17 protein-coding genes and 1 tRNA gene are annotated in these 19,659 nt (G+C 46.2%); 11 read left to right on the top strand and 7 right to left on the bottom strand.

Going from position 1 to position 19,659, the window contains the following annotated elements; all coding sequences use genetic code 11:
• Positions 1 to 254 precede the first annotated feature (254 nt).
• Genes PPM_RS02730 through PPM_RS02720 form a run of 3 tightly spaced genes read left to right on the top strand, consistent with a single transcriptional unit; the run spans position 255 to position 4,237 of the window.
• On the top strand, positions 255 to 1,871 hold the full coding sequence (locus PPM_RS02730) for a spore germination protein (protein ID WP_013369147.1): 1,617 nt from the start codon (positions 255 to 257) through the stop codon (positions 1,869 to 1,871).
• A gap of 12 nt (positions 1,872 to 1,883) precedes the next feature.
• Positions 1,884 to 3,110: a Ger(x)C family spore germination protein gene (locus PPM_RS02725; RefSeq protein WP_013369146.1), complete on the top strand. Its 1,227-nt coding sequence runs from the start codon at positions 1,884 to 1,886 to the stop codon at positions 3,108 to 3,110.
• Positions 3,111 to 3,139: 29 nt separating this feature from the next.
• Positions 3,140 to 4,237 carry a GerAB/ArcD/ProY family transporter gene (locus PPM_RS02720; RefSeq protein WP_013369145.1) on the top strand — a complete coding sequence of 366 codons (1,098 nt, stop codon included), beginning with the start codon at positions 3,140 to 3,142 and terminating at the stop codon, positions 4,235 to 4,237.
• Positions 4,238 to 4,541: 304 nt separating this feature from the next.
• On the opposite strand, the gene PPM_RS30365 is transcribed toward PPM_RS02720, so the two are convergent.
• Positions 4,542 to 4,664, bottom strand: coding sequence for a hypothetical protein (locus PPM_RS30365; RefSeq protein ID WP_013369144.1), 123 nt, complete (start codon positions 4,662 to 4,664; stop codon positions 4,542 to 4,544).
• A gap of 552 nt (positions 4,665 to 5,216) precedes the next feature.
• On the opposite strand from PPM_RS30365, the gene PPM_RS02715 reads away from it, so the two are divergent.
• The 4 genes from PPM_RS02715 to PPM_RS28290 all read left to right on the top strand — a co-directional run bounded on the left by PPM_RS02715 (position 5,217) and on the right by PPM_RS28290 (position 8,629).
• A complete protein-coding gene (locus tag PPM_RS02715) occupies positions 5,217 to 5,681 on the top strand; it encodes an HAD-IA family hydrolase (RefSeq protein WP_014599422.1) in 465 nt (154 codons plus the stop codon).
• A 175-nt stretch (positions 5,682 to 5,856) separates the two neighbouring features.
• A complete protein-coding gene (locus PPM_RS02710) occupies positions 5,857 to 6,603 on the top strand; it encodes an SDR family NAD(P)-dependent oxidoreductase (RefSeq protein ID WP_013369142.1) in 747 nt (248 codons plus the stop codon).
• Positions 6,604 to 6,762: 159 nt separating this feature from the next.
• Complete coding sequence (locus PPM_RS02705) at positions 6,763 to 7,110, top strand: winged helix-turn-helix transcriptional regulator (protein ID WP_019685981.1); 348 nt, start codon at positions 6,763 to 6,765, stop codon at positions 7,108 to 7,110.
• Between the two features lie 1,237 nt (positions 7,111 to 8,347).
• A complete protein-coding gene (locus PPM_RS28290) occupies positions 8,348 to 8,629 on the top strand; it encodes a tyrosine-type recombinase/integrase (RefSeq protein WP_013369138.1) in 282 nt (93 codons plus the stop codon).
• A gap of 94 nt (positions 8,630 to 8,723) precedes the next feature.
• Here PPM_RS28290 and PPM_RS02700 read toward each other — a convergent pair.
• Together PPM_RS02700 and PPM_RS02695 are read right to left on the bottom strand one after the other, a co-directional pair.
• Positions 8,724 to 8,795 (bottom strand) — tRNA-Thr (locus PPM_RS02700).
• Positions 8,796 to 8,868: 73 nt separating this feature from the next.
• Positions 8,869 to 9,216 (bottom strand): MTH1187 family thiamine-binding protein, encoded by a 348-nt coding sequence (locus PPM_RS02695; protein WP_013369137.1) that lies wholly within the window; start codon positions 9,214 to 9,216, stop codon positions 8,869 to 8,871.
• Positions 9,217 to 9,739: 523 nt separating this feature from the next.
• Between PPM_RS02695 and PPM_RS02690 the strand changes: the two genes are divergently transcribed.
• From PPM_RS02690 to PPM_RS02680, 3 genes are all read left to right on the top strand, one after another.
• Positions 9,740 to 12,073 carry a ribonucleoside-diphosphate reductase subunit alpha gene (locus tag PPM_RS02690; protein ID WP_014599421.1) on the top strand — a complete coding sequence of 778 codons (2,334 nt, stop codon included), beginning with the start codon at positions 9,740 to 9,742 and terminating at the stop codon, positions 12,071 to 12,073.
• 20 nt (positions 12,074 to 12,093) lie between these two features.
• Positions 12,094 to 13,125, top strand: coding sequence for a ribonucleotide-diphosphate reductase subunit beta (locus tag PPM_RS02685; protein WP_013369135.1), 1,032 nt, complete (start codon positions 12,094 to 12,096; stop codon positions 13,123 to 13,125).
• A gap of 171 nt (positions 13,126 to 13,296) precedes the next feature.
• Positions 13,297 to 15,051: a methyl-accepting chemotaxis protein gene (locus PPM_RS02680; RefSeq protein ID WP_013369134.1), complete on the top strand. Its 1,755-nt coding sequence runs from the start codon at positions 13,297 to 13,299 to the stop codon at positions 15,049 to 15,051.
• A 227-nt stretch (positions 15,052 to 15,278) separates the two neighbouring features.
• On the opposite strand, the gene PPM_RS02675 is transcribed toward PPM_RS02680, so the two are convergent.
• Positions 15,279 to 16,115, bottom strand: coding sequence for an HAD hydrolase-like protein (locus tag PPM_RS02675; protein WP_013369133.1), 837 nt, complete (start codon positions 16,113 to 16,115; stop codon positions 15,279 to 15,281).
• A 170-nt stretch (positions 16,116 to 16,285) separates the two neighbouring features.
• Here PPM_RS02675 and PPM_RS02670 point away from each other — a divergent pair, with 170 nt between their 5' ends.
• On the top strand, positions 16,286 to 16,780 hold the full coding sequence (locus PPM_RS02670; RefSeq protein WP_013369132.1) for a hypothetical protein: 495 nt from the start codon (positions 16,286 to 16,288) through the stop codon (positions 16,778 to 16,780).
• Here the strand turns inward: PPM_RS02670 and PPM_RS02665 are convergent.
• From PPM_RS02665 to PPM_RS02655, 3 genes are all read right to left on the bottom strand, one after another.
• A complete protein-coding gene (locus tag PPM_RS02665; protein ID WP_013369131.1) occupies positions 16,764 to 18,404 on the bottom strand; it encodes a bifunctional ADP-dependent NAD(P)H-hydrate dehydratase/NAD(P)H-hydrate epimerase in 1,641 nt (546 codons plus the stop codon). The genes PPM_RS02670 and PPM_RS02665 overlap by 17 nt on opposite strands.
• A gap of 33 nt (positions 18,405 to 18,437) precedes the next feature.
• Positions 18,438 to 19,070 (bottom strand): NAD(P)-dependent oxidoreductase, encoded by a 633-nt coding sequence (locus PPM_RS02660; protein ID WP_013369130.1) that lies wholly within the window; start codon positions 19,068 to 19,070, stop codon positions 18,438 to 18,440.
• 85 nt (positions 19,071 to 19,155) lie between these two features.
• Positions 19,156 to 19,629, bottom strand: a complete 474-nt coding sequence (locus PPM_RS02655; protein WP_013369129.1) for a GNAT family N-acetyltransferase — start codon at positions 19,627 to 19,629, stop codon at positions 19,156 to 19,158.
• Between the last annotated feature and the right edge of the window lie 30 nt (positions 19,630 to 19,659).

Raw genomic sequence — 19,659 nt, 5'->3', positions numbered from 1 at the left:
CGAACGTCAGGTAGATGAGTTAGCTGATGATGATGTCTTTTATCTGCCTTAAATAGAACATAAATAGCCCATCGCCCTGTAAATTGGAAGTAAAGAAGCACTGCCAGTACACTGTTAAGCTAACGGGCATCTCCACAATAAACATAGCTGCAATGGATTGATATGCGACCATCTTTTGACAAGAACAGTACATATAAACTGTGGAATAGTAGCATATTACAGTTGACCGTTATCTAGAAGGGAACTGTATTGCTATGGTTGACAAGTTAAAAAAATGGCTATTTAAGCAGCCTTCACGATCTAATAGTGGCACGAGCCCTGAACCAGTTAATGACGAAAAATCGACTGAGCTATCCGAAAAGCTGAGTGTTACGCTTAAGGACAACATAATCCTGCTGAAGCAGGAAATAGGACATAGCACGGATTTCATTCTTCGTTGTTTGAATGATAAACAGGGCAATCCGGTTCTCGCTGTAGGTTTTCTTCAAGGCCTGATTGATCAGCAAATTTTAACGACACTGCTGGAGGAACTTACTGCAGGTATTCGAAATGGGGATCTCTCTGATCGTAATGTTGAAAGTTGGTTGATGGATCGTATTCCTATTGGGGGCATCACTTGCCTTAAAAATGAGAAAGCACTTATCGATGCCGTTCTTTATGGACAGGTGGTTCTCCTTGTCGAAGGCAGCACCAAGGCCTTTGCTGCTTCTATGGGCGGGGGGGCTAAAAGAGCGGTTGAGGAGCCAACATCGCAGACAGTAATTCGCGGCCCTAAAGAGGGGTTTACCGAGGATATATCCACCAATATCGCACTCCTCCGGAGAAGGATCAAATCAACTGAACTCCACTTTGATTCTCGAATTATCGGATCATACACGCAAACGAAGGTATCGGTAGCATATGTTCGAGGCATTGCAGATCCAGAGGTGGTTAAGGAAATCTCCAAACGATTAGATTCCATTAACACTGATAGTATTCTCGAAAGTGGATATATCGAGGAATTTATTCAAGATGGGGTATGGACGCCCTTTCCAACCATGGTTAACACCGAGCGGCCGGATACTGTAGCAGGCAGCTTGCTTGAAGGGCAAGTAGCGATATTGGTTGATGGGACCCCATTTGTACTGATTGCTCCCGTAACCTTTTTTCGGTTCATCTCTTCCAGTGAGGACTACTACCAACGTTATGATCTAGCATCTTTTCTTCGGATCGTTCGGATGGCATCCTTTTTCTTGGCATTGCTTTTACCCGCGTTCTTTATTGCAACAACTACGTTTCACCAGGAAATGCTGCCTACAACAATGCTCATCACTTTAGCTGCACAGAGAGAAAACACACCATTGCCAGCCCTACTTGAGGCAATGATAATGGAGCTCACCTTCGAAGTCATCCGCGAAGCAGGAGTACGAATGCCTCGTGCCGTAGGGCCTGCAATCTCTATCGTTGGGGCTTTGGTTCTTGGACAAGCTGCCGTTCAGGCGGGATTGGTTTCCGCAGCTATGGTCATTGTGGTATCATTCACAGCCATCTGCAATTTTGTGTTACCTGCATTCAATATGGCTGGGTCTGTTCGTTTGCTCAGGTTTGTACTTATGCTAATGGCAGGTTTATTGGGGTTATACGGCGTTTTGTCAGTCTTGGTTCCCATCCTCGTTCGATTAGTATCTGTGAATTCGTTTGGCGTTCCTTATATGATGCCGCTCGCACCTTTCTATAAGAGCAATATGAAAGACCTGTTTGTGCGTGTACCTAGGTGGAAGATGAAGAAGCGGCCTGTAATGATTGGGGATTCCAATCCAGTAAAGCAGGCAACGGAACAGGAATCATTTGCAGAACAGGCAGGGGAACACGGCCGAGATCCCATGGCGTAAGGAGGAATCGATATGTCCCAATTAGGCAGGTTTATTTGGGTCTTGGTCATATTATTCATTTTGCCGGGTTGCTGGAACCGAGTCGAACTGAATGAGCTGTGGGTAACTGCGGCTACAGGAGTAGATATGATGGATGACGGACAGTGGATGGTGTCCTATCAGATTATTGTTCCCTCCGCCCTTGCAAGTGGTACCGGTGGAGGAACGGGAGGGTCTTCTCAACCGGCATCCCATGTATTCTCAGTAAAGTCCAAAACCTATAATCAGGCGTTATCGTACAGCAATTTAAAAACATCAAGACGAATTTACGTAGCACATAATCGTGTTGTATATATCGGCAAAAGAGCGGCTGAGAAGGGAATGGACCGTTTAATCGATTTTTATCTTCGTAATACGGAAGCGAGGGAGATGGTCAATATGATTGTAACGGACGGATTAGCATCCGATCTAATAAAGAAATTATTGCCGCCTGAAAAACTTCAAGGCGCCGCTATGGCTGAATTGGTCAACAAAGAGAGCGATATGATATCGTTGTTTCCAAAAGTTAGGGTTTATGAGTTCGTATTAAGTATGAACTCGGATTCCAAATCTATTGGAGTACCAGTCGCCGAGTTGATTGGAGAAAGGGACTATCAGGATGAGAAGGAAGCAGAGAGTCTGGATGTCTTCAAAAAAACCTCAACCCCGCTCAAGCTGGCACTGACTAAATTGGCGGTGTTCCAAAAAGGAAAGCTCAAAGGGTTTCTCAACAAGAAAGAGAGTCTGGGAGTATCTTATCTGTCTCAAAAGGTTAGCAATACTGAAGTTTCGTTTCCATGCGGTGAACAATCTAATAGGGAAATGTACTCTTCCCTGCTAGTAAACTCTGCTGATGTAAAGCTTACACCCAGAAAAACGAATTCTCATTACACTATGCAGGTTGGAGTGAAAATTAACGGGACTTTAAGTGAAACAACATGCACTAAGGATATTTCCAAGACGAAGACCATACATGATTTGGAAGAAGAGATTGCAAAAGAAGTGACCAGTACGATAAATGAGGGCTGGGCTAGACTTCAGGAACTTGGGGTAGATGCAACTGGTTTCGCTGACCGGATTCACCGGAGGTTCCCAAAAGAGTGGAAGACAGTGAAAAAAGACTGGGAGCAGGAATTCAAGAGGATAGAACTGGACATTCAAGTGGATGCACGGATTAAGCGTCCTGGACTCCTACAAAAGCGTATCGGAAGTCAAACCTAAACCAATTTGTATGAAGGGACTCAAAAAGTATGAGGGAAACCGTCACCAGGGTATCCGGGTTAGCTATCGCCTTTTCCTTGTTTCAGGTTGGCAGTACAACATTATTCCTATTGGGAGCTAAAGCCAAGCAGGATGCATGGCTAGCCATGCTGATCGGTGCACTTGCAGGCTTCGTCCTGCTAATCATGTATTTATACATGCATAAGCTTGACCCACACCGAGATTTGTATGAACTCCTATGCCATTATTGGGGAAAATGGGTTGGTAGTTTGGGTGGTCTTCTGTTCATCAGTTACTTTGCTTATGAAGCTTCCAGGAATGCCAGAGACATGGGTGAGCTCGGCGCATTGACATTGCTGAACAGAACCCCTACCGAAGTTATTACGTTTATAGCATTAATTGCCTGTGCCGATGTGGCATGGTTTGGGCCGAGAGTCTGGTTCCTTCTATGTCATATATTTTTTCTTCTGCTTTTTTTTGGTTACAGCACTTTACTCTTGCTTACTCCTTTTACGGGACTCATCCACTTTGAGTTTTTGTTTCCTGTATTGGAGAACGGTTTAACTCCCGTAGTGAAGGCTGCTATTCCCGAGATCATGTCTTTTCCCTTCGGTCAGACGATTCTTTTTCTTGTGTTGTTCAAGCTTGTCACGGATAAACGTAAATTAAAGCGATCGATCGTCATTGTTTACTGGATCACTGCTGTGTTCCTTATTTTAATGAATGAGCTAACAATCCTAGTTCTAGGTCCGGAATGGGCAGCATCAAGCACCTATCCCTTATTTGAAGTTACACAACTTATTCAGCTACCAAAAATCTTCGAGAGAGCTGATGTCCTATTTTCGATGATTCTATTTATTGGAATCGGAGTTAAAACTACTGGTTTTATGTTTGGCGCCGTCATTGGACTTCAAACAATAACCCCTCTTAGATATAAGCCTGCGTTACTGTTGCTAAGCATCATCATATACGGCCTTACGTTTCTCTCCCCAAGGTTAACCGAATTTTTGTGGTTCGGTCTTAATGTTGCTTTGATTCAAATCTGGCCTATCTTTCAGATTGCTCTACCTGTCCTCCTTTTCCTGACCATGCTAATTCGGAAGAAGAAGAGAAGGGCTTATAGTTAGTACCTATTTTTTCTTTTGGTTAATAAGCAGGTAAATAACCATATTATTGAAGCGCACCCCTCGACTATTTATCTGATCTCTATGGTTACTTTGTCTTAACCTGCCAATTCAATTAATCATAACAGACAGCTTATTTTGTATACATTATTTGTAATGCAGCATTGCTTTTAATTACACATTAATTCATCACTTCTGAGAATCATAAATTTGTACAAGGGGTACTGTACAATACACTGTCCTTAGATTGTTCAACAAAAATCCCCGCCGAACAGTTCAGGTTAGCGGGGATTTGCTTTGCTTACGTTTAAGCTCCTCCAATGGTAACCTGAGGCTGGATACTATGGTGGTAAAAGGCTTGATCTGGAACAGTTATAATAAACAACAAAAAGCTAGCCGCGATAATCAGCAGTACCGTTTTTTTCAACATTAGTCATCCACACCTTTGCAATAAGATTTAAAAAAACAGCTTTGGTTTCAGGACTGCATGTTCCCGAAAATGTGAAAACAGCCCCACCTTTACTAGACTAAAGGTTAGAAAAATGGTAGAAGATTGTCCAAAATCACAAAAAAAGCGCGACCCCCAAAAAGCTTGGAAGCCCCGCTGTGCTTGAGTTTTATAAGATGCTGGTGAAGGGAATTGAACCCCCGACCTACGTATTACGAGTGCGTTGAAATAGAGTTTTGATGGGTTTTACAAAGCTCCTATAGCCTGTCCAACAATAAATAGGGTTCCGTCAGGTATTACAGATATCCGTATTTCGGTAGAAGATTTGGTAGAAGAAAATAATTGAGGCAACAAGTACAAGGTAGATGCCTTAATGGTCTCAAGTCCCTCCGTCTCATCTCCAGATCCTTCATAGCAGCATCCTACGGTCGCCTGCTGAAAACTGTAGACTGAACCGCGACGTTAAGCTAACGGGCAGGATAGTTCAAATACGTGGTATCATGTGGTGAGTAATTAATGGAGCCCTCTTTTACAATGTTGAGAATGGGGGAAATCGTGGTCGGCTTGGAATGGGGAGGTTTGTATAGAGAATTGTTGGGAGATGGAAACCAATTGCTTATGGAAGGCGCAATGGATGTCTGTCATCGCTTATCAAAGACCCATCGTATGTTCGTAATCACGAATGGTATCACTCACACGCAAATCAAACGCTTGAAGCAGTCTGGGCTATATAAGTTTTTCGAGGATATCTTTGATTCGCAAAGCATTGGTTATCAAAAACCGAAGGAAGAATTTTTCAATTACGTCATAAGTCATATTTCAGAATTTAATAGAAAGGATGCACTTGTCATTGGAGATTCATTAAATACGGATATCAAAGGTGGTCTTCAGTCGGGCATTGACACCTGTTGGGTCAACAGAACCGGACAAATAAGTCCGGCAGAAATTAAAAGCACATATACAATCTCAAACTTAATGGAGCTCACTTCCATCTGTTAGGCTGTAAAAACAAACGCTTGTGCCGCCTCAATTATCACTTTTTGGTGACTATATCACAAAAAAGTGGGTACTGTTTTTCTTGTAACTTTTCCCCCATACTATCGTTCATAGGAGGTTCATGAAGCAGACAGAGCATCCTATACCATATAAATCATTATAAAAGGAGTGTAATAGAATGGGGAAATTTGACGGGAAGGTAGCAGTTGTAACCGGAGGTACAAGCGGCATCGGTCTCGCGTCGGCACAACAGTTCGTAAAAGAAGGGGCTTACGTTTTTATCACGGGACGCAGACAACGTGAACTGGATGAAGCAGTAAAGCAGATCGGAAAGAATGTTACAGGTGTCCGAGGTGACATATCTAAATCGGAAGATCTAGATATTTTATTCGAAACAGTTAAGCGAGAAAAGGGACACTTGGACATTCTCTTTGCAAATGCCGGACTAGGGTCATTTCTTCCATTAGGAGAAATTACAGAAGCACAATACTACAAGACTTTCGATGTCAACGTGAAAGGAACCATCTTTACAGTACAAAAGGCATTAGCTTTGTTTCCAAATAAAAGAGGTTCGATTATTCTAACGGGATCCACTGCTGGCTCGACGGGGATGCCAGCTTTTAGTATCTATGGTGCATCCAAGGCAGCGATCAGACAGCTCGTCCGCAGCTGGATTCTTGATATGAGAGGGACCGAAATTCGTATAAACATCCTTAGTCCGGGAACAATCGTAACGCCGGCATACGATGAGTTATTTGGCTCTGAACTAGATCATTTACTTGAACAGGCAAAAAATGATATTCCGCTCGGCAGAGTGGGGCAGGTTGAAGAGATCTCCAATGCTGTCATGTTCCTAGCCTCTAATGAAAGCAGCTATATGAACGGCGTTGAATTATTCGTAGATGGCGGAGTAGCTCAAGTTTAACCAGGACATAATAATTTTCAAACGACAAAGACTTTTAAATCAACTTAAATGCGATTGTATTATCCCCTCCATGTAACGTTCAATCTTTCCTTCAGTGATCCTTGAAGGACCAAGCGATACATGAAGGGGATATTCTTAGATCGGGAGATGGTCATTGATATGAAAACATTTTTCTGTGAACTGGAAGTTACACTAGAGGTTATCGGAGGAAAGTGGAAGGGGCTTGTTCTGTACTATTTAATAAAAGGACCTAAACGGACGGGAGAGCTTAAGCGACTCGTTCATAATATATCGCAAAAGATGCTGATTCAAACTCTTCGGGAACTGGAAACAGACGGATTAATTCGCAGAAAGATGTACAATCAGGTACCGCCTAAGGTGGAATATTCAACGACGGAACTGGGTCAATCACTTGAACCCATTTTGAGATCGCTTTGTGATTGGGGGGGAAATTACGCAGAGCAATCCTTCGCTCCGGGCGAGATTGAAATTTTGTATCTGGATTAACTGTCGGGGGACAAGAGCATAGTCCCATTTGAAGTCGCTATTTTAGCGGCTTTTTTGTTTTATCGTTTTACGTTGATGTTTTCGAGTGATGAGCAATATTCTAGTACAGGTTACTTCGTAATTAACAAGGTGCACTACAAAACTAAGGACACAAAACTTGTCTCAGAGATTAATAAGTACGTCTTGGATTATGGCAAAAGCATCATGCCCCAGCTGTTGCCAGGAGTCTGAGCAAACAGGTAAGCGGTTGAGGCTAATGACAATGAACCCATTACGCTAACGGGAAACGTTAGTTCAATGAAACAGATGAAGCAGCGACAGTCTAGGGCATATTTTCTCGTCCTAGCCTACCGTTGTTTCTTTTATTGTAGTTATCAAAACTTTATTTTCAACATACATTTAAAGTTGATTCATATCAGTTCCGCCTTAAATGTCCGTCTGTAAGCAATTTTTCAACTAAAAAGCTCTGCCGACCTTAAGGTTAGCAGAGCTTTTTAATTTATTTAGAGTATTCACTTACTTCAAACGTAAGGATACGATCAGCTGTTAACTCAATTGCATTAATATTAGGAATGCTTTCACTGCCGGGAATAGTTGTTCAACTGGTATCCCTGCTTAACATCAATGAGAAGAAAACTTTTTCATTGACTTCCCAGTGCCCTCATTGCAGACATTAGTTGAAATGAAAATGAAAGAGGATTAAGAACATACGTTCCGTTTATAAAATGCAGGTGGCCGCCGTAGCCCGTGAGGTAGAGGCCACCCTGCAAAGGATTTATTTAAACAGCAGTTGATTGAACCGTTTGCTCTTTAACGCGCTCTTTGTATTTGTTCAACTTTCCAGTGAGCTGTCCAGAAGATAGGCCGACACTACGAGCCAATCCCCAAAATGTTCCTCGATGCTGCATCTGAAGATCAATACTTTATGGCCTTCGAGCTCGCTGCTTCTACTGGCATGCGTCAAAGTGAGATACTTGCACTACCCCGATCAGAGGTAGATTTACAGAAAAAACAGCTTCGGTTCGACAAGCATATACCATTTCTGAAATAGGACATGGTCTTGATGATACTAAAAATGATAGCAGCGTTCGCTCCATCGCACTGTTTACTAATACCGCTAAATTTTTGGAAAGCACTTTAGAAAGCAAGAGCATGAGCAAACCAGAAATAAGCTATATAATGATTCAGGTTTAGTAATTCAAACGAGTGTGGAAACGCCTCTTGGACCCGCAATCTAATGAGACATTACTATCGTATTTTGGACAGAATTGTAAAGGAACATCCCGATTTTCATCGGATTCGTTTCCATGATTTGCGACACACTCATGCAATACTACTTCTCAAAGCTGGTATCCATCCAAAGATTGTTCAAGAACGACTTGGACATTCGTCTATCAATGTAACTCTGGATACCTATTCACATGTTCTTCCGAATCTCCAAGAAGCGGTGTTAAAAAACATTGGCGATTCAATTACAGGAGAGAGCATTAGCACTGAAGAACCTACTTTACTAGACTAAAGGTTAGAAAAATGGTAGAAGATTGTCCAAAATCACAAAAAAAGCGCGACCTCCAAAAAGCTTGGAAGCCGCGCTGTGCTTGAGTTTTATAAGATGCTGGTGAAGGGAATTGAACCCCCGACCTACGCATTACGAGTGCGTTGCTCTACCCCTGAGCTACACCAGCAGGTCAGTATGACTGACAACAAAAACTATTATACTCTTAGTTACATAAAAATCAATCACTTACATCAACTTTATCAACTAGGATTTGGATTTAATTCTGTAACATTCCCTGCCGTGGCTCCGGATAGTTTATCTGCAACGGATCTGAGCTTTTGGCGACTGGATGAAGGCTTATCACGGCGATCATCAATTTTGACCGAGGTGGAAACACGCTTGGCTCCTGCCAGGAATGGCGCTTCGTGCAGCGCAGCAATAGCGGTGAACACATCATCCAACGACCCCTCAATAATCGTACTCATGGAGGTAAGCTCATAGGTAATTCCTTTTTGCGTCTTCAACACTTTTTGCATTTGAGCAACATAGTCGCTCAGGCTCGTACTCCCCGTTCCAATCGGGATCACTGTCACTTCTGCAATAGCCATCACCAAGTTCCTCCTTTAATTTAAAAAAATCTTCTTTTTTTAAGATTCTAAAACCCAGTCCATAAAGCAACCTTGTTTTGCAAGAAAAGTTCCATATGTATACTGCTTGTTTCCGTAGGAAACCTCTATATTATTTATTGTACCGTTCACTCCGTCTCAATTCAAATACAGCCCGTTACTTCTCTGCATATTTTGATTTTCCAGTCCTTTTCCTTTACGTATGGCTTCGAATGTTGCTATAATACTCCTTGCACTTATTTGAAATTTTAAGTTTATATACACAATATGTTGGGTTAAATATTCATAACACCTCTAAATATAGTGATGTAGCCGATAAATCCTACGGGAACCATCTTTTTCCCCTTCATTGGCAGGCGCATCGCTATTTCTATGTTATTGGATTACATACAGCCCCAAAATGCTGTCTGACCATCGCTTTTTTCATCATTTTCTTTTCTCAGATCATTTTCATGCCTATTCCCTAAGTATGAATTCCAAATCAAGAAAGCGAGGAATTAATCCTATGCCACAACTCGTAACCAAACCAAACAATCGCCAGTTGGCTTTTGATGAAATACGTATATCCGTATATGCTGACCGTGTGCTCAGCGGGCTGGACAAGCTGGATAAAGATCGACTTATTCGCGGTGTAACCAGTAAGCTGCGCCGGGATGAAGTCACGGGGGATGAAATTAGCAATGCATTTGCAATGGCTGCCCTTGAACTGGTTAGCAAGGAAGAACCGGACTGGAAATTTGCCGCTGCGCGTGCTTTGCTCACTTCTTTATATAAAAAAGCAGCTACTCACCGCCGTTACAAATCGTATGCAGACGAGCCTTACGGCGCCTTTTATCCACTGATCACCGATTTAGTTCAAAAAGGAATCTACCGTCAAGAGCTGCTTGACTGCTACACCAAGGAGCAGATTGATGAACTCGGCGATTCCATATTGCCGCAGAATGACCTGCTATTCGACTATATCGGACTGTTGACGCTGTCTGAGCGCTATTTGGCCAATGATTTTGACGGACGCGTGATGGAACTTCCGCAAGAACGCTACATGATTATCGCAATGTACCTGATGCATCAAGAGCCTGCCGACAAGCGTATGGAGTTGGTTAAGGAAGCATACTGGGCGATGAGCAACATGTACATGACAGCAGCTACACCTACCATGTCTAATGCCGGAAAAAAGGTGGCTGGACAGCTTTCCAGCTGCTTTATCGACACCGTAGACGACTCACTGGAAGGTATTTTTGATTCCAATACCGATGTAGCCCGTCTTAGCAAAATGGGTGGCGGCATCGGCGTATACCTCGGTAAAGTACGAGCGCGCGGCTCCGATATCCGCGGACATAAAAATACAAGCTCTGGTGTTATTCCTTGGATTCGCCAGTTGAACAATACAGCGGTTAGCGTAGACCAACTGGGTACACGCAAAGGTGCAATTGCTGTTTATCTGGACGTATTCCACAAAGACATTCTGGCATTCCTGGACCTAAAGCTGAACAACGGTGACGAGCGGATGCGTGCGCATGATGTGTTCCACGGCGTATGTCTACCCGATCTGTTCATGGAGCGGGTCGAAGCACGGGGCGAATGGAATCTGTTCTGTCCGCATGAAGTGAAGAAGGTCATGGGCTGGAAAGATGACAAGGGTCGTCCACTGGGACTGGAAGATTTTTATGATGAAGCCTTCGGTTCAGGCTCCTTCCGCGAGAAGTATGAGGAGGCGTCAAAGCATCCGATCCTCTCTCGTATTACAGTGCCTGCCATTGACATCATGAAGCGTCTAATGAAATCACAGTTGGAAACAGGTACGCCGTACATGTTCTACCGCGATACGGTAAACCGGGCTAACCCGAACCGTGCCCATGGTATGGTGTATTCCTCCAACCTGTGTACGGAAATTATGCAAAATCAATCTGCAACGGTAGTAGAAAAAGAAGAACTGGTCACCAAGGACGGACAAACACGCATTGTTATTTCCAAAATTCCTGGCGACTTTGTGGTGTGCAACCTGAACTCCATTCATCTGGCTCGTGCTGTTCCGGCAGGTGTGCTGGATCGTCTCGTACCGATTCAGGTACGTATGCTGGATAATGTTATTGACATCAACAACATTGAGGTGCTGCAAGCACAATACACGAACAGCCAATATCGTGCAGTCGGCTTGGGTACATTTGGGCTGCATCATCTGCTCGCACTTGAGGGCATCCGCTGGGAGTCCGATGAAGCGGTAACCTATAACGATCATTTGTATGAAAAAATCAACTACCTGGCTGTAAAATCCAGCATGGAGCTGGCGAAAGAAAAAGGCCGTTATGCCAAATTCGAGGGTTCCGACTGGGCGACCGGGCATTATTTCACTTCCCGTGGCTATACAGACGGTACACGTGAAGGCAAATTCGTCACTACATCCGAGTGGAGCGAGCTTGCGGAAGAAGTCCAACAAAACGGTGTCCGTAACGCATGGCTGTTCGCCATCGCGCCTAATGGTTCCACGTCCATCATTGCAGGCTCTACCGCTAGCATTGATCCACTGTATGAGTTGCTTTCCTATGAAGAGAAAACAACCTACAAGATCGCTAACCCTGCACCAGACTTGAATGAAAAAACCATCTGGTACTACAAAACAGCTTTCTTGCTGGATCAACATGCTTCGATCAACATGGCTTCTGCACGTCAGCGTCATATTGACCAAGGTCAAAGCTTTAACCTGTATGTGCGCCCAGATATTAAAGCTACCGAATTTTTAGAGCTGCACATCCATGCTTGGAAATCAGGTATGAAGTCGACCTATTATGTACGCAGCCGCGCACTGACGATTGAAGAATGCGAAAGCTGCGCATCCTAAACTAAAGGAGAGAGGCTCTCATGCAGTTACAAAAGATTTTTAACACAGAAGCGCCTAACCGCTCTACCCGTATTATTGAAGGCGAAAACTCCGGTATTCTGAACTGGAATGATATTCGGATGCCGCATATGTACAAACTATATAAAGTACTGCTGCTGAACCACTGGATCCCGGATGAAATTCCGATGTCCAAGGATGCGTCCCAGTTCCCTATGCTGGATGCCGAAGAACAGCGCACCTTCAAAATTAATATCGGCCTGCTGGCCGTGCTGGATTCCATGCAGACCATGTTTGTCGGAGATGTAAAACGATATTTTACCGATTCCTCGCTGGAAGCCATTTCGGCCATTATCGGACAACAGGAAGTCGTGCATAACCAGTCCTACTCTTACGTGCTATCTTCCCTGGTATCGGAGCAGGAGCAGAAAGAAATTTTTGAATACTGGAAAAACGATCCTGTCCTGCTGGAGCGCAACACATTCATCTCGGCCATTTACCAGGAATTCCGCGATGAGCAGAATCCCCAAACCTTCTTCCAAGCGATGGTAGCGGATTTGATTCTGGAAGGTATTTTCTTTTACAGTACGTTTGCCTTCTTTTACAATTTGGCTCGTGACCAAAAAATGATGGCTACCAGCCAGATGATCTCGTATATTCAGCGCGATGAAAATCAGCATTGCTACTTCTTTGCCGAAGTGTTCAAGCAGCTTTTGGCTGATTTCCCTGAGCTGAACACGAAAGAGAACATGGACTACGTCTATCGTATGATCAACCGCGCTGTGGAGCTGGAAACGAATTGGGCACATTATACGCTCAAGGAGGTTCGTGGCATTGACTTGAACGAGCTGAGCGATTATATCAAATACATGGCAAACATGCGCCTGAGACTTCTGGGTATGGACAAAGCCTATGAAGGTGTAGATATAAATAGTATGCCTTGGATCAAGCCATTTTCGGATGAAGCCCTGAATGCAACAAAAACGGACTTTTTTGAAGCAAAATCACGCAATTATGGCAAAGTCGGAGATGACAACGGATTTGACGATTTGTAAGTCATACGCTACAAGCCTTAACTCGGTTATTACTGAGTTAAGGCTTTTTTCTATGGGATGAAATTTGCACAAATGCGCAAAATTTTCATGAAACATATGAAATACTATTCATATTTCCCTACTTGAACACGATATTATATGAAGGTGAAATAATATAGTAAGGAGCATATTATGAAAAGCAAAGTCAAAAAAAGAATGGGATTACAATCCAAACTCTACTTCATCTTGCTCATTCCTTTAGTTGTGATTGGCGTCATGATTCTGTGGACGACCAAACTATCTATTCAGAATGCTTCTCTATCAACCATGCAGCTCAACAATGAAGCGCTGGCAGTGAATACGGCCAAGCTATTGGACAAATCAGCTGTCAAAAGCTTAAATACGAATCCATCCGAGCAGAGCAGCGAGTATAAAGAACTTCGGAACGAGTTAAATACGCTTAGGCTGCAAAGCGGAGTCCTGTATATGTATATGTACAACCGTGTTGGCGATGAGTGGAAGCTCACGGTGGACGGAGCTGCTTGGGACGACAAAGACTACAGTCCTTTTGGAAGCCCTGTTAGTTTCACCCGTAAAGAAACGGCAGATAGATTGAAACAAGGGGAGACGGTCACTACAGATATCACAACGGACCCTGATTGGGGAACGATGTTTTCTTCCTTTACACCCATTAAGGATACAGATGGAACCATCATAGGCTATCTGGGAATTGACAGATCCCTTGCCTCTGTAACTGAAGTATACGAGAAAACCCTGCCTGAGGCCTACCGGCTAGTTATCCCTGTGGTCTCCATCATTCTGATCATTTCCATTGCGGCAATGGTGCTGGTAACCCGTCGAATACTGCGTCAGGTGCGATTCATTAAAAATACACTGGAGCAAGTAGCCGACGGCAATCTTACGGTTACATCGCAGCAAGTTACGTATGATCAGCTAGGTGAAATCAGCGGCTTGACGAACCGAATGGTGGAAGCCATGTCCAATATGATTGTGGACATTCAAAGCAGTTCAAGTACACTTCAGCAAGCATCGGAGAATATCGTCGTGACAACAGAAGGAACACTCCATCAGACTGAGGAACTGTCCCGCACACTTCAGCAAATTGCCGATGTATCTACAAACCAAGCGGATCAAACGTTAGAATCGGTTCAGCAATCTGACCGCTTAGGGCAAACGCTGGATGAAGTCGGAAGCCATGTGCACCAGTTTACGGATACGGCGCGCCATCTCAATAAGGTCCGTAATCAGGTAGCCAGTGAACATGAACAGCTATTGGAGAAGGGACGAGAAAGCGCCCTGCGAATCAAGCAGATGCAGCGTATGTCACACGCACTAACTGAAAAATCCCGCGAAGCAGCTAACATCGGGCAGCAGGTACAGGGCATCGTAAAGCAGACGCAGATTTTATCCTTTAATGCCTCGATTGAGGCCTCGCGTGCAGGGGAAGCTGGTAAAGGCTTTTCTGTCGTAGCTCATGAGATGGGACAACTTGCCCAACAATCTGCCATGTCCATTCGTGAAATCGACCAAATCCTAAGCAGCTTTGTCGAGCAAATTGAGCAAATGGGCGATCAATTTGATCAAAATATAAACACTGTCAATGAACAAGAAAAACAAATTGCATTATGTTTACAGTCTGTTGACAAAGTCACCCAGGTTTCAGAGGAAGTTCAGGAACTTGCTGCACATTTGGCCCAATTGACGACAGAAATGCACGAGGTACGTCACAGCGTAGATCAACATCTGAATCACACAGCCAGCGCGGCGCAGCAAACTGCCGGAATGACGGAAGACGTATCCGCAAGCGCACAGAAGCAGGCTTTAGCGGTAAAAGAACTATCCGCAGTAGCACGTAATCTGACTACACTATCAAACAATCTACAGCGTCATGCTGATCAGTTCCGGGTGAAGAGTTCAGACCAATAATGATTTCGGTGAACTGTGACCCGTAAGATGGACACTTGATCTAAAGTGTCTATCTTACGGGTCATTTTCCAGACGAAAGGGAGTACATTCAAAAGGAGCATTCGCTAACATGCGAATGCTCCTTTTGAGGTTAGAAAGTCGGACTGAATACACCTTTATCCAGATAGATGCATACATATATAACCTAGAAGGTCTATTAAAGGTACTTAAGAGTTGTGCCGTTATTCTCACGATGGGGGAGCCGCGGCTGTTTTCATCGGTTTCATATAAGAAGGATAGCCTCCCGTATGCTGGAGCATTTCAATTTCACGCAAAATACGCGGCAAGTCAGCGACCGAGTTCATCACGATGTGGGCCCCTGCCCTTTTCAAGCCATATATACTTTGTCTGCGTCGTTCCTCAGATACTCTGTCGTCCGTTTCACAGCTTGTAGTGTGATCCGGGGTCAAAGCACTCTCGTTATGGTTCAACACACCAATCGTCCAAACGCCGGCATTCCGTCCTTCTTGCATATCGGCTGCTGTGTCTCCTACCTTTACAATATCGCTAAGCGGGAATACCTGCAGGCGATGTGCAATTTCATAGATCATCCACGGATAAGGCCTTCCCTGCGAAACTTCACAAGGGGCTACCATGCAATCCAGTGTATAGGGTGACTGTGCAGGCGTGAATACGTGACTCAGCATCTCCATCGGGCAAGATGCAGTAGCGCCTGACTGAATGCGGCGATCTTGAAGCTCCTGCAGCGCCCTATCTATACCGGTAGCAGTCTCAGCCCCTTGGATCAAAGAGCGAAGAACAGGGACAAGCTCAAGATAAATATGCTCAATATCCATTCTGCCAGGATGCGCACCAAAGCACTCTAACCATTTTCTACGAACCTCTGAAAGTCCGAGCACATTCGCAATATGATCCCGGATGGGCAGTCCCCGTCCATGAGATACCTGCTCTTCAGTTACCTGTATGCCCTTCCATCTGAAGATGTCGCACATTCCCTGGATTAAGCCCCGTCCTCCGGGGTCTAACAATGTACTTTCAAGATTAAAAATAACCGCCTGTATCATGCAATCCCCGCCTTTCCGTACCGCGGCTATCCGCAATCTTTATTTCGCTTAGGAACATGATACACAGCTAACGTAAACTCAAATGTCGCAAACGGTAAGCGGATTGTAATTGAAAATAAATTCCTTGAATGGTTTTGATTTACCGATTGAAATGAGGAGGGAGTCGCAATATGAGACAGCCTTGGAATGAGTTTAATTCCAAAATGCCTTGGCGGATGGAGCTTGGTTGTTATGCCCTGAATAAGCTAGCCTGTGGAGGATTGGTTTTTGGTCTCTTATGGGTCTACTGCTATCTGACAGAGGAAATAACGGGATTGCCTGTGAGTATAGCAGGCAATAGCGGTGAACTGACCGCGCAGTTGTGGGCCTATGGCTTTGCCCTTCCGGCGGCTCTTGCCGCTGATGCGCTACGTGATCTTTTACCCTGGCTTCGCAAGCCTGAGCAGTTCACGCTATACCTTGCCGTAGGGTCCAGTGTCTTTCTCCTGCTAGGATCTTTGATGTCGCCTGCTGGAACGGGCATATCATGGAGCAACGGCATAGCAGGTGCAGGGATTACACTGCTTTATTATGGGGGAAGGCACTGGCTGAACCGTGAATATGGAGTACAGATCATGCTGGCCTTCCTCCTGCCACTGCTGCTATGGATTATAGGGCTTCAATAATATCGCCAGCTACCACTGAGGCGGGATGCTGGCGTTGGCGCGCGGCCGTTTCCCCAGCCGCGCCATGCAGATACACGCCAAAGGCTGCTGCCTGCGAAGCGTTCAAGCCTTGGGCCAACAACCCTGCGATGATGCCGGTCAGCACATCGCCCGCACCGCCTGTCGCCATCCCGGCATGGCCTGTGGTATTGACATAGGCGTTTCCGTCGGGACACGCGATGACCGTGCGTGCTCCCTTGAGCACCAGCGTGACTCCGCGTGTCCGGGCGTATTCCCGGGCATGGCTGATTCGGTCACGCTGCACCTCTGCTGTCGGTATGCCCAGCAGACGAGCCATTTCACCGGGGTGCGGCGTTAACACGACCGCCGCATCTCTCGACTTCCAGGCATCCAGCTCCGCCGAGGCCAGGATGTTTAAGGCGTCCGCATCGAGCACGAGCGGACCGCTGTATTCCTCCCACAGGCGGCGCAGCCAGCCAGTGTCCCCTGCGAAGCGGCCGAGGCCGGGCCCGACGGCCAGCACATCGCGCGCCTGCGCGAGCTGTAGCAGCTCGGCTGCGGAGTCGGCGTTCCATTCGCCGTCTCCGCCTGTTGCTGCGGCAGCGAGCATCAGCTCCGGCGCGGCACCAATGACGCGCGGAAGCAGTGCCTCAGGCACCGCCCACGTCACAAGGCCGCTGCCGATGCGCAAGGCGGCGCGTGCAGCCAGTAGGCCTGCACCGCTCATGCGCAGACTTCCTGCTGCGACCAGAACGTGGCCGTAGGTGCCCTTGTGCCCGTCCGGCACACGACTACGGCTGACATCCACGTCCAGCGCGTCGCGTAGCGTAGCGCTGGTCAGGAGCTGCAACTGTACGCCGTGCTCACGGGCAAGGCTGGGCGGAATACCGATGTAGCGTACCACCACATCACCAGCGTTTCCGGCGCCCGGATATTGGGCGAGCCCACACTTCAAGTAGGCGAGGCATACGGTGACACGCGCATGAATGCACGGCTCGTGCAGTGCACCTGTGTCGGCGTCGAGGCCGCTAGGCACGTCTACCGACACGATTGGCGCGCCGCTGGCATTGGCCTCGCGGATTAGCGAGGCATAGGGTTCACGCGGTGGACCTTGCGTGCCCGTGCCCAGCAGGGCATCGACGATGCCGGAGGCACCGTGCAGTTCGAGGTTATCCCAACCATAGAGGATAACCGGGATATCCAGCGCCGCGATGATGTCGCGCTGGGCAGCCACTTCACCGCGTAGCGTTTCAGGCGGCTCGGCATACACAACGGTGACGCGCAGACCTGCATCGGTCAGATGGCGGGCTGCCACCAGTCCGTCACCGCCGTTGTTGCCTTTACCAACGAGGATATACCAGTGTGCTCGTTCACATACATCATATCGCCCTCGGCTCGATGAATCCGTCCGTATAACACTGCCATGTTCCGGTACATCCCCCGCTCCTGTGTGTGTAACCTCATTTATGCCACCGCTTTTTCCACGTCTCTCAGCACAAAGTTTCAGTACCTCGTCAGCTACTGCTCGCCCGGCATTTTCCATCAAGGTCAGGGCCGGGATCCCCAGCTTATCAATCGTGTACCGATCCAGTTGCCGCATTTGTTCGGCGGTCACCATATACATGCTTATTCGCCTCCCATACAGCCATCCCTGTGATTAATATCCGACGGTAAAGCGGGAATTGACAAATTCCCCTTCTACTAACTCATCAATCAGGGCTACCGCATAATCCTCTACAGAGATGCGACTATGGCCTAATTCGTCCACCACCAAATGATCCAAACCAATACGGAACTGTCCTGTACGTTTACCCGGTTCAATAATTCCGGCAGGACTACAATATGTCCAGTCTACATCCGCAGCACGGTACAACTCCAGTGCATCAGCGTGCGCCGCCGCCAGTGGCTTCACTTCCTCTGGAAACTCAGCGGTATCCATGAGACGCTCACCGTTTTCTGTTTTCAGACTACCCGCTCCGCCAACGACAAGTATGCGCTCCGCACCGGAACGCCGAGTTCCTTCCAGTAAAGAACGAGTCGCTTCGAGCAATTCCTCCTCAGCTCCAAACTTGGGACCATAGGCGCTAATGATAGCATCGTGCCCTTTGGCTACCTCCGTAACGGAATTCGGGTTTAGAATATCCGCCTGAACCACCGTCAAATATTCATTTTGCTCTGTCACTCGTTGCGGATCGCGCACTGCCGCCGTGACCTCATACTTACGCTTGATTGCTTCCTTTACTAACGCTTTGCCAATTGTTCCTGTTGCTCCGAAAATAATCACTTTCATAGTAACGTGCCTTCTTCCTATCTATAATTTTCTTACTGTTATTTATCCGTTTTATAACCAGCTCAAACTCGTGCAGGATTTCAGCTTACAGTTCTCCCGGCTGTCGCCAGTACATCCCTTCCGACCTTGGACTGACCAGTTGGAAACCGAACTGCGCATATAACCGGTCGGCTGGCTTATCCGCAATCAGCGTTGCAAAGCTGCCCGCCGGAACCTCCCGTTTCAAATACTCCATAATCTCTTCCATAAGCTTACGTCCATAACCCTTCCCCTGATGGGAAGGCTTGACTGCAATATCCGTAACCAGAAAAAACACACCGCCATCACCGCTCACCCGGCCCATCCCGATCAATTCCTGTCCAAGCCGTAGCGTTACAGCAAATAGGCTGTTCGGCAAGCCCTTAGCTGCCGCTTCTTCCGTAATTTGCGACAAACCAGCCTCCTTGCGTAAAGCCTGATATTCCTCGACGGCTGGAATAGCGTAATCTACGCGAAGCAGCTCGTACGGTTGATTCGATGTCTCATGATGTTCTGTTGCAAAATCTATATTTTTATTCATGCCGAATCTCCCTTCCTGCTGTAATCTTGT

It is taken from the genome of Paenibacillus polymyxa M1 (assembly GCF_000237325.1).
Classification (GTDB): Bacteria; Bacillota; Bacilli; order Paenibacillales; family Paenibacillaceae; genus Paenibacillus; species Paenibacillus polymyxa_C.
The sequence above is the reverse complement of the archived record's forward strand: the minus strand, read 5'-3'. Positions and strand labels throughout refer to the sequence as shown.

What these genes read in the sequence shown, in the direction of transcription:
- PPM_RS02720 (WP_013369145.1), top strand. Translation starts at nt 3,140, where the DNA reads ATGAGGGAAACCGTCACCAGGGTATCCGGGTTAGCTATCGCCTTTTCC.
- PPM_RS02665 (WP_013369131.1), bottom strand. Translation starts at nt 18,404, where the DNA reads ATGTATATGGTGACCGCCGAACAAATGCGGCAACTGGATCGGTACACG.
- PPM_RS02705 (WP_019685981.1), top strand. Translation starts at nt 6,763, where the DNA reads ATGAAAACATTTTTCTGTGAACTGGAAGTTACACTAGAGGTTATCGGA.
- PPM_RS02680 (WP_013369134.1), top strand. Translation starts at nt 13,297, where the DNA reads ATGAAAAGCAAAGTCAAAAAAAGAATGGGATTACAATCCAAACTCTAC.
- PPM_RS02725 (WP_013369146.1), top strand. Translation starts at nt 1,884, where the DNA reads ATGTCCCAATTAGGCAGGTTTATTTGGGTCTTGGTCATATTATTCATT.
- PPM_RS02730 (WP_013369147.1), top strand. Translation starts at nt 255, where the DNA reads ATGGTTGACAAGTTAAAAAAATGGCTATTTAAGCAGCCTTCACGATCT.
- PPM_RS02690 (WP_014599421.1), top strand. Translation starts at nt 9,740, where the DNA reads ATGCCACAACTCGTAACCAAACCAAACAATCGCCAGTTGGCTTTTGAT.
- PPM_RS02715 (WP_014599422.1), top strand. Translation starts at nt 5,217, where the DNA reads ATGTTGAGAATGGGGGAAATCGTGGTCGGCTTGGAATGGGGAGGTTTG.
- PPM_RS02655 (WP_013369129.1), bottom strand. Translation starts at nt 19,629, where the DNA reads ATGAATAAAAATATAGATTTTGCAACAGAACATCATGAGACATCGAAT.
- PPM_RS02710 (WP_013369142.1), top strand. Translation starts at nt 5,857, where the DNA reads ATGGGGAAATTTGACGGGAAGGTAGCAGTTGTAACCGGAGGTACAAGC.
- PPM_RS02675 (WP_013369133.1), bottom strand. Translation starts at nt 16,115, where the DNA reads ATGATACAGGCGGTTATTTTTAATCTTGAAAGTACATTGTTAGACCCC.
- PPM_RS02660 (WP_013369130.1), bottom strand. Translation starts at nt 19,070, where the DNA reads ATGAAAGTGATTATTTTCGGAGCAACAGGAACAATTGGCAAAGCGTTA.
- PPM_RS30365 (WP_013369144.1), bottom strand. Translation starts at nt 4,664, where the DNA reads ATGTTGAAAAAAACGGTACTGCTGATTATCGCGGCTAGCTTTTTGTTG.
- PPM_RS02685 (WP_013369135.1), top strand. Translation starts at nt 12,094, where the DNA reads ATGCAGTTACAAAAGATTTTTAACACAGAAGCGCCTAACCGCTCTACC.
- PPM_RS28290 (WP_013369138.1), top strand. Translation starts at nt 8,348, where the DNA reads ATGAGACATTACTATCGTATTTTGGACAGAATTGTAAAGGAACATCCC.
- PPM_RS02670 (WP_013369132.1), top strand. Translation starts at nt 16,286, where the DNA reads ATGAGACAGCCTTGGAATGAGTTTAATTCCAAAATGCCTTGGCGGATG.
- PPM_RS02695 (WP_013369137.1), bottom strand. Translation starts at nt 9,216, where the DNA reads ATGGCTATTGCAGAAGTGACAGTGATCCCGATTGGAACGGGGAGTACG.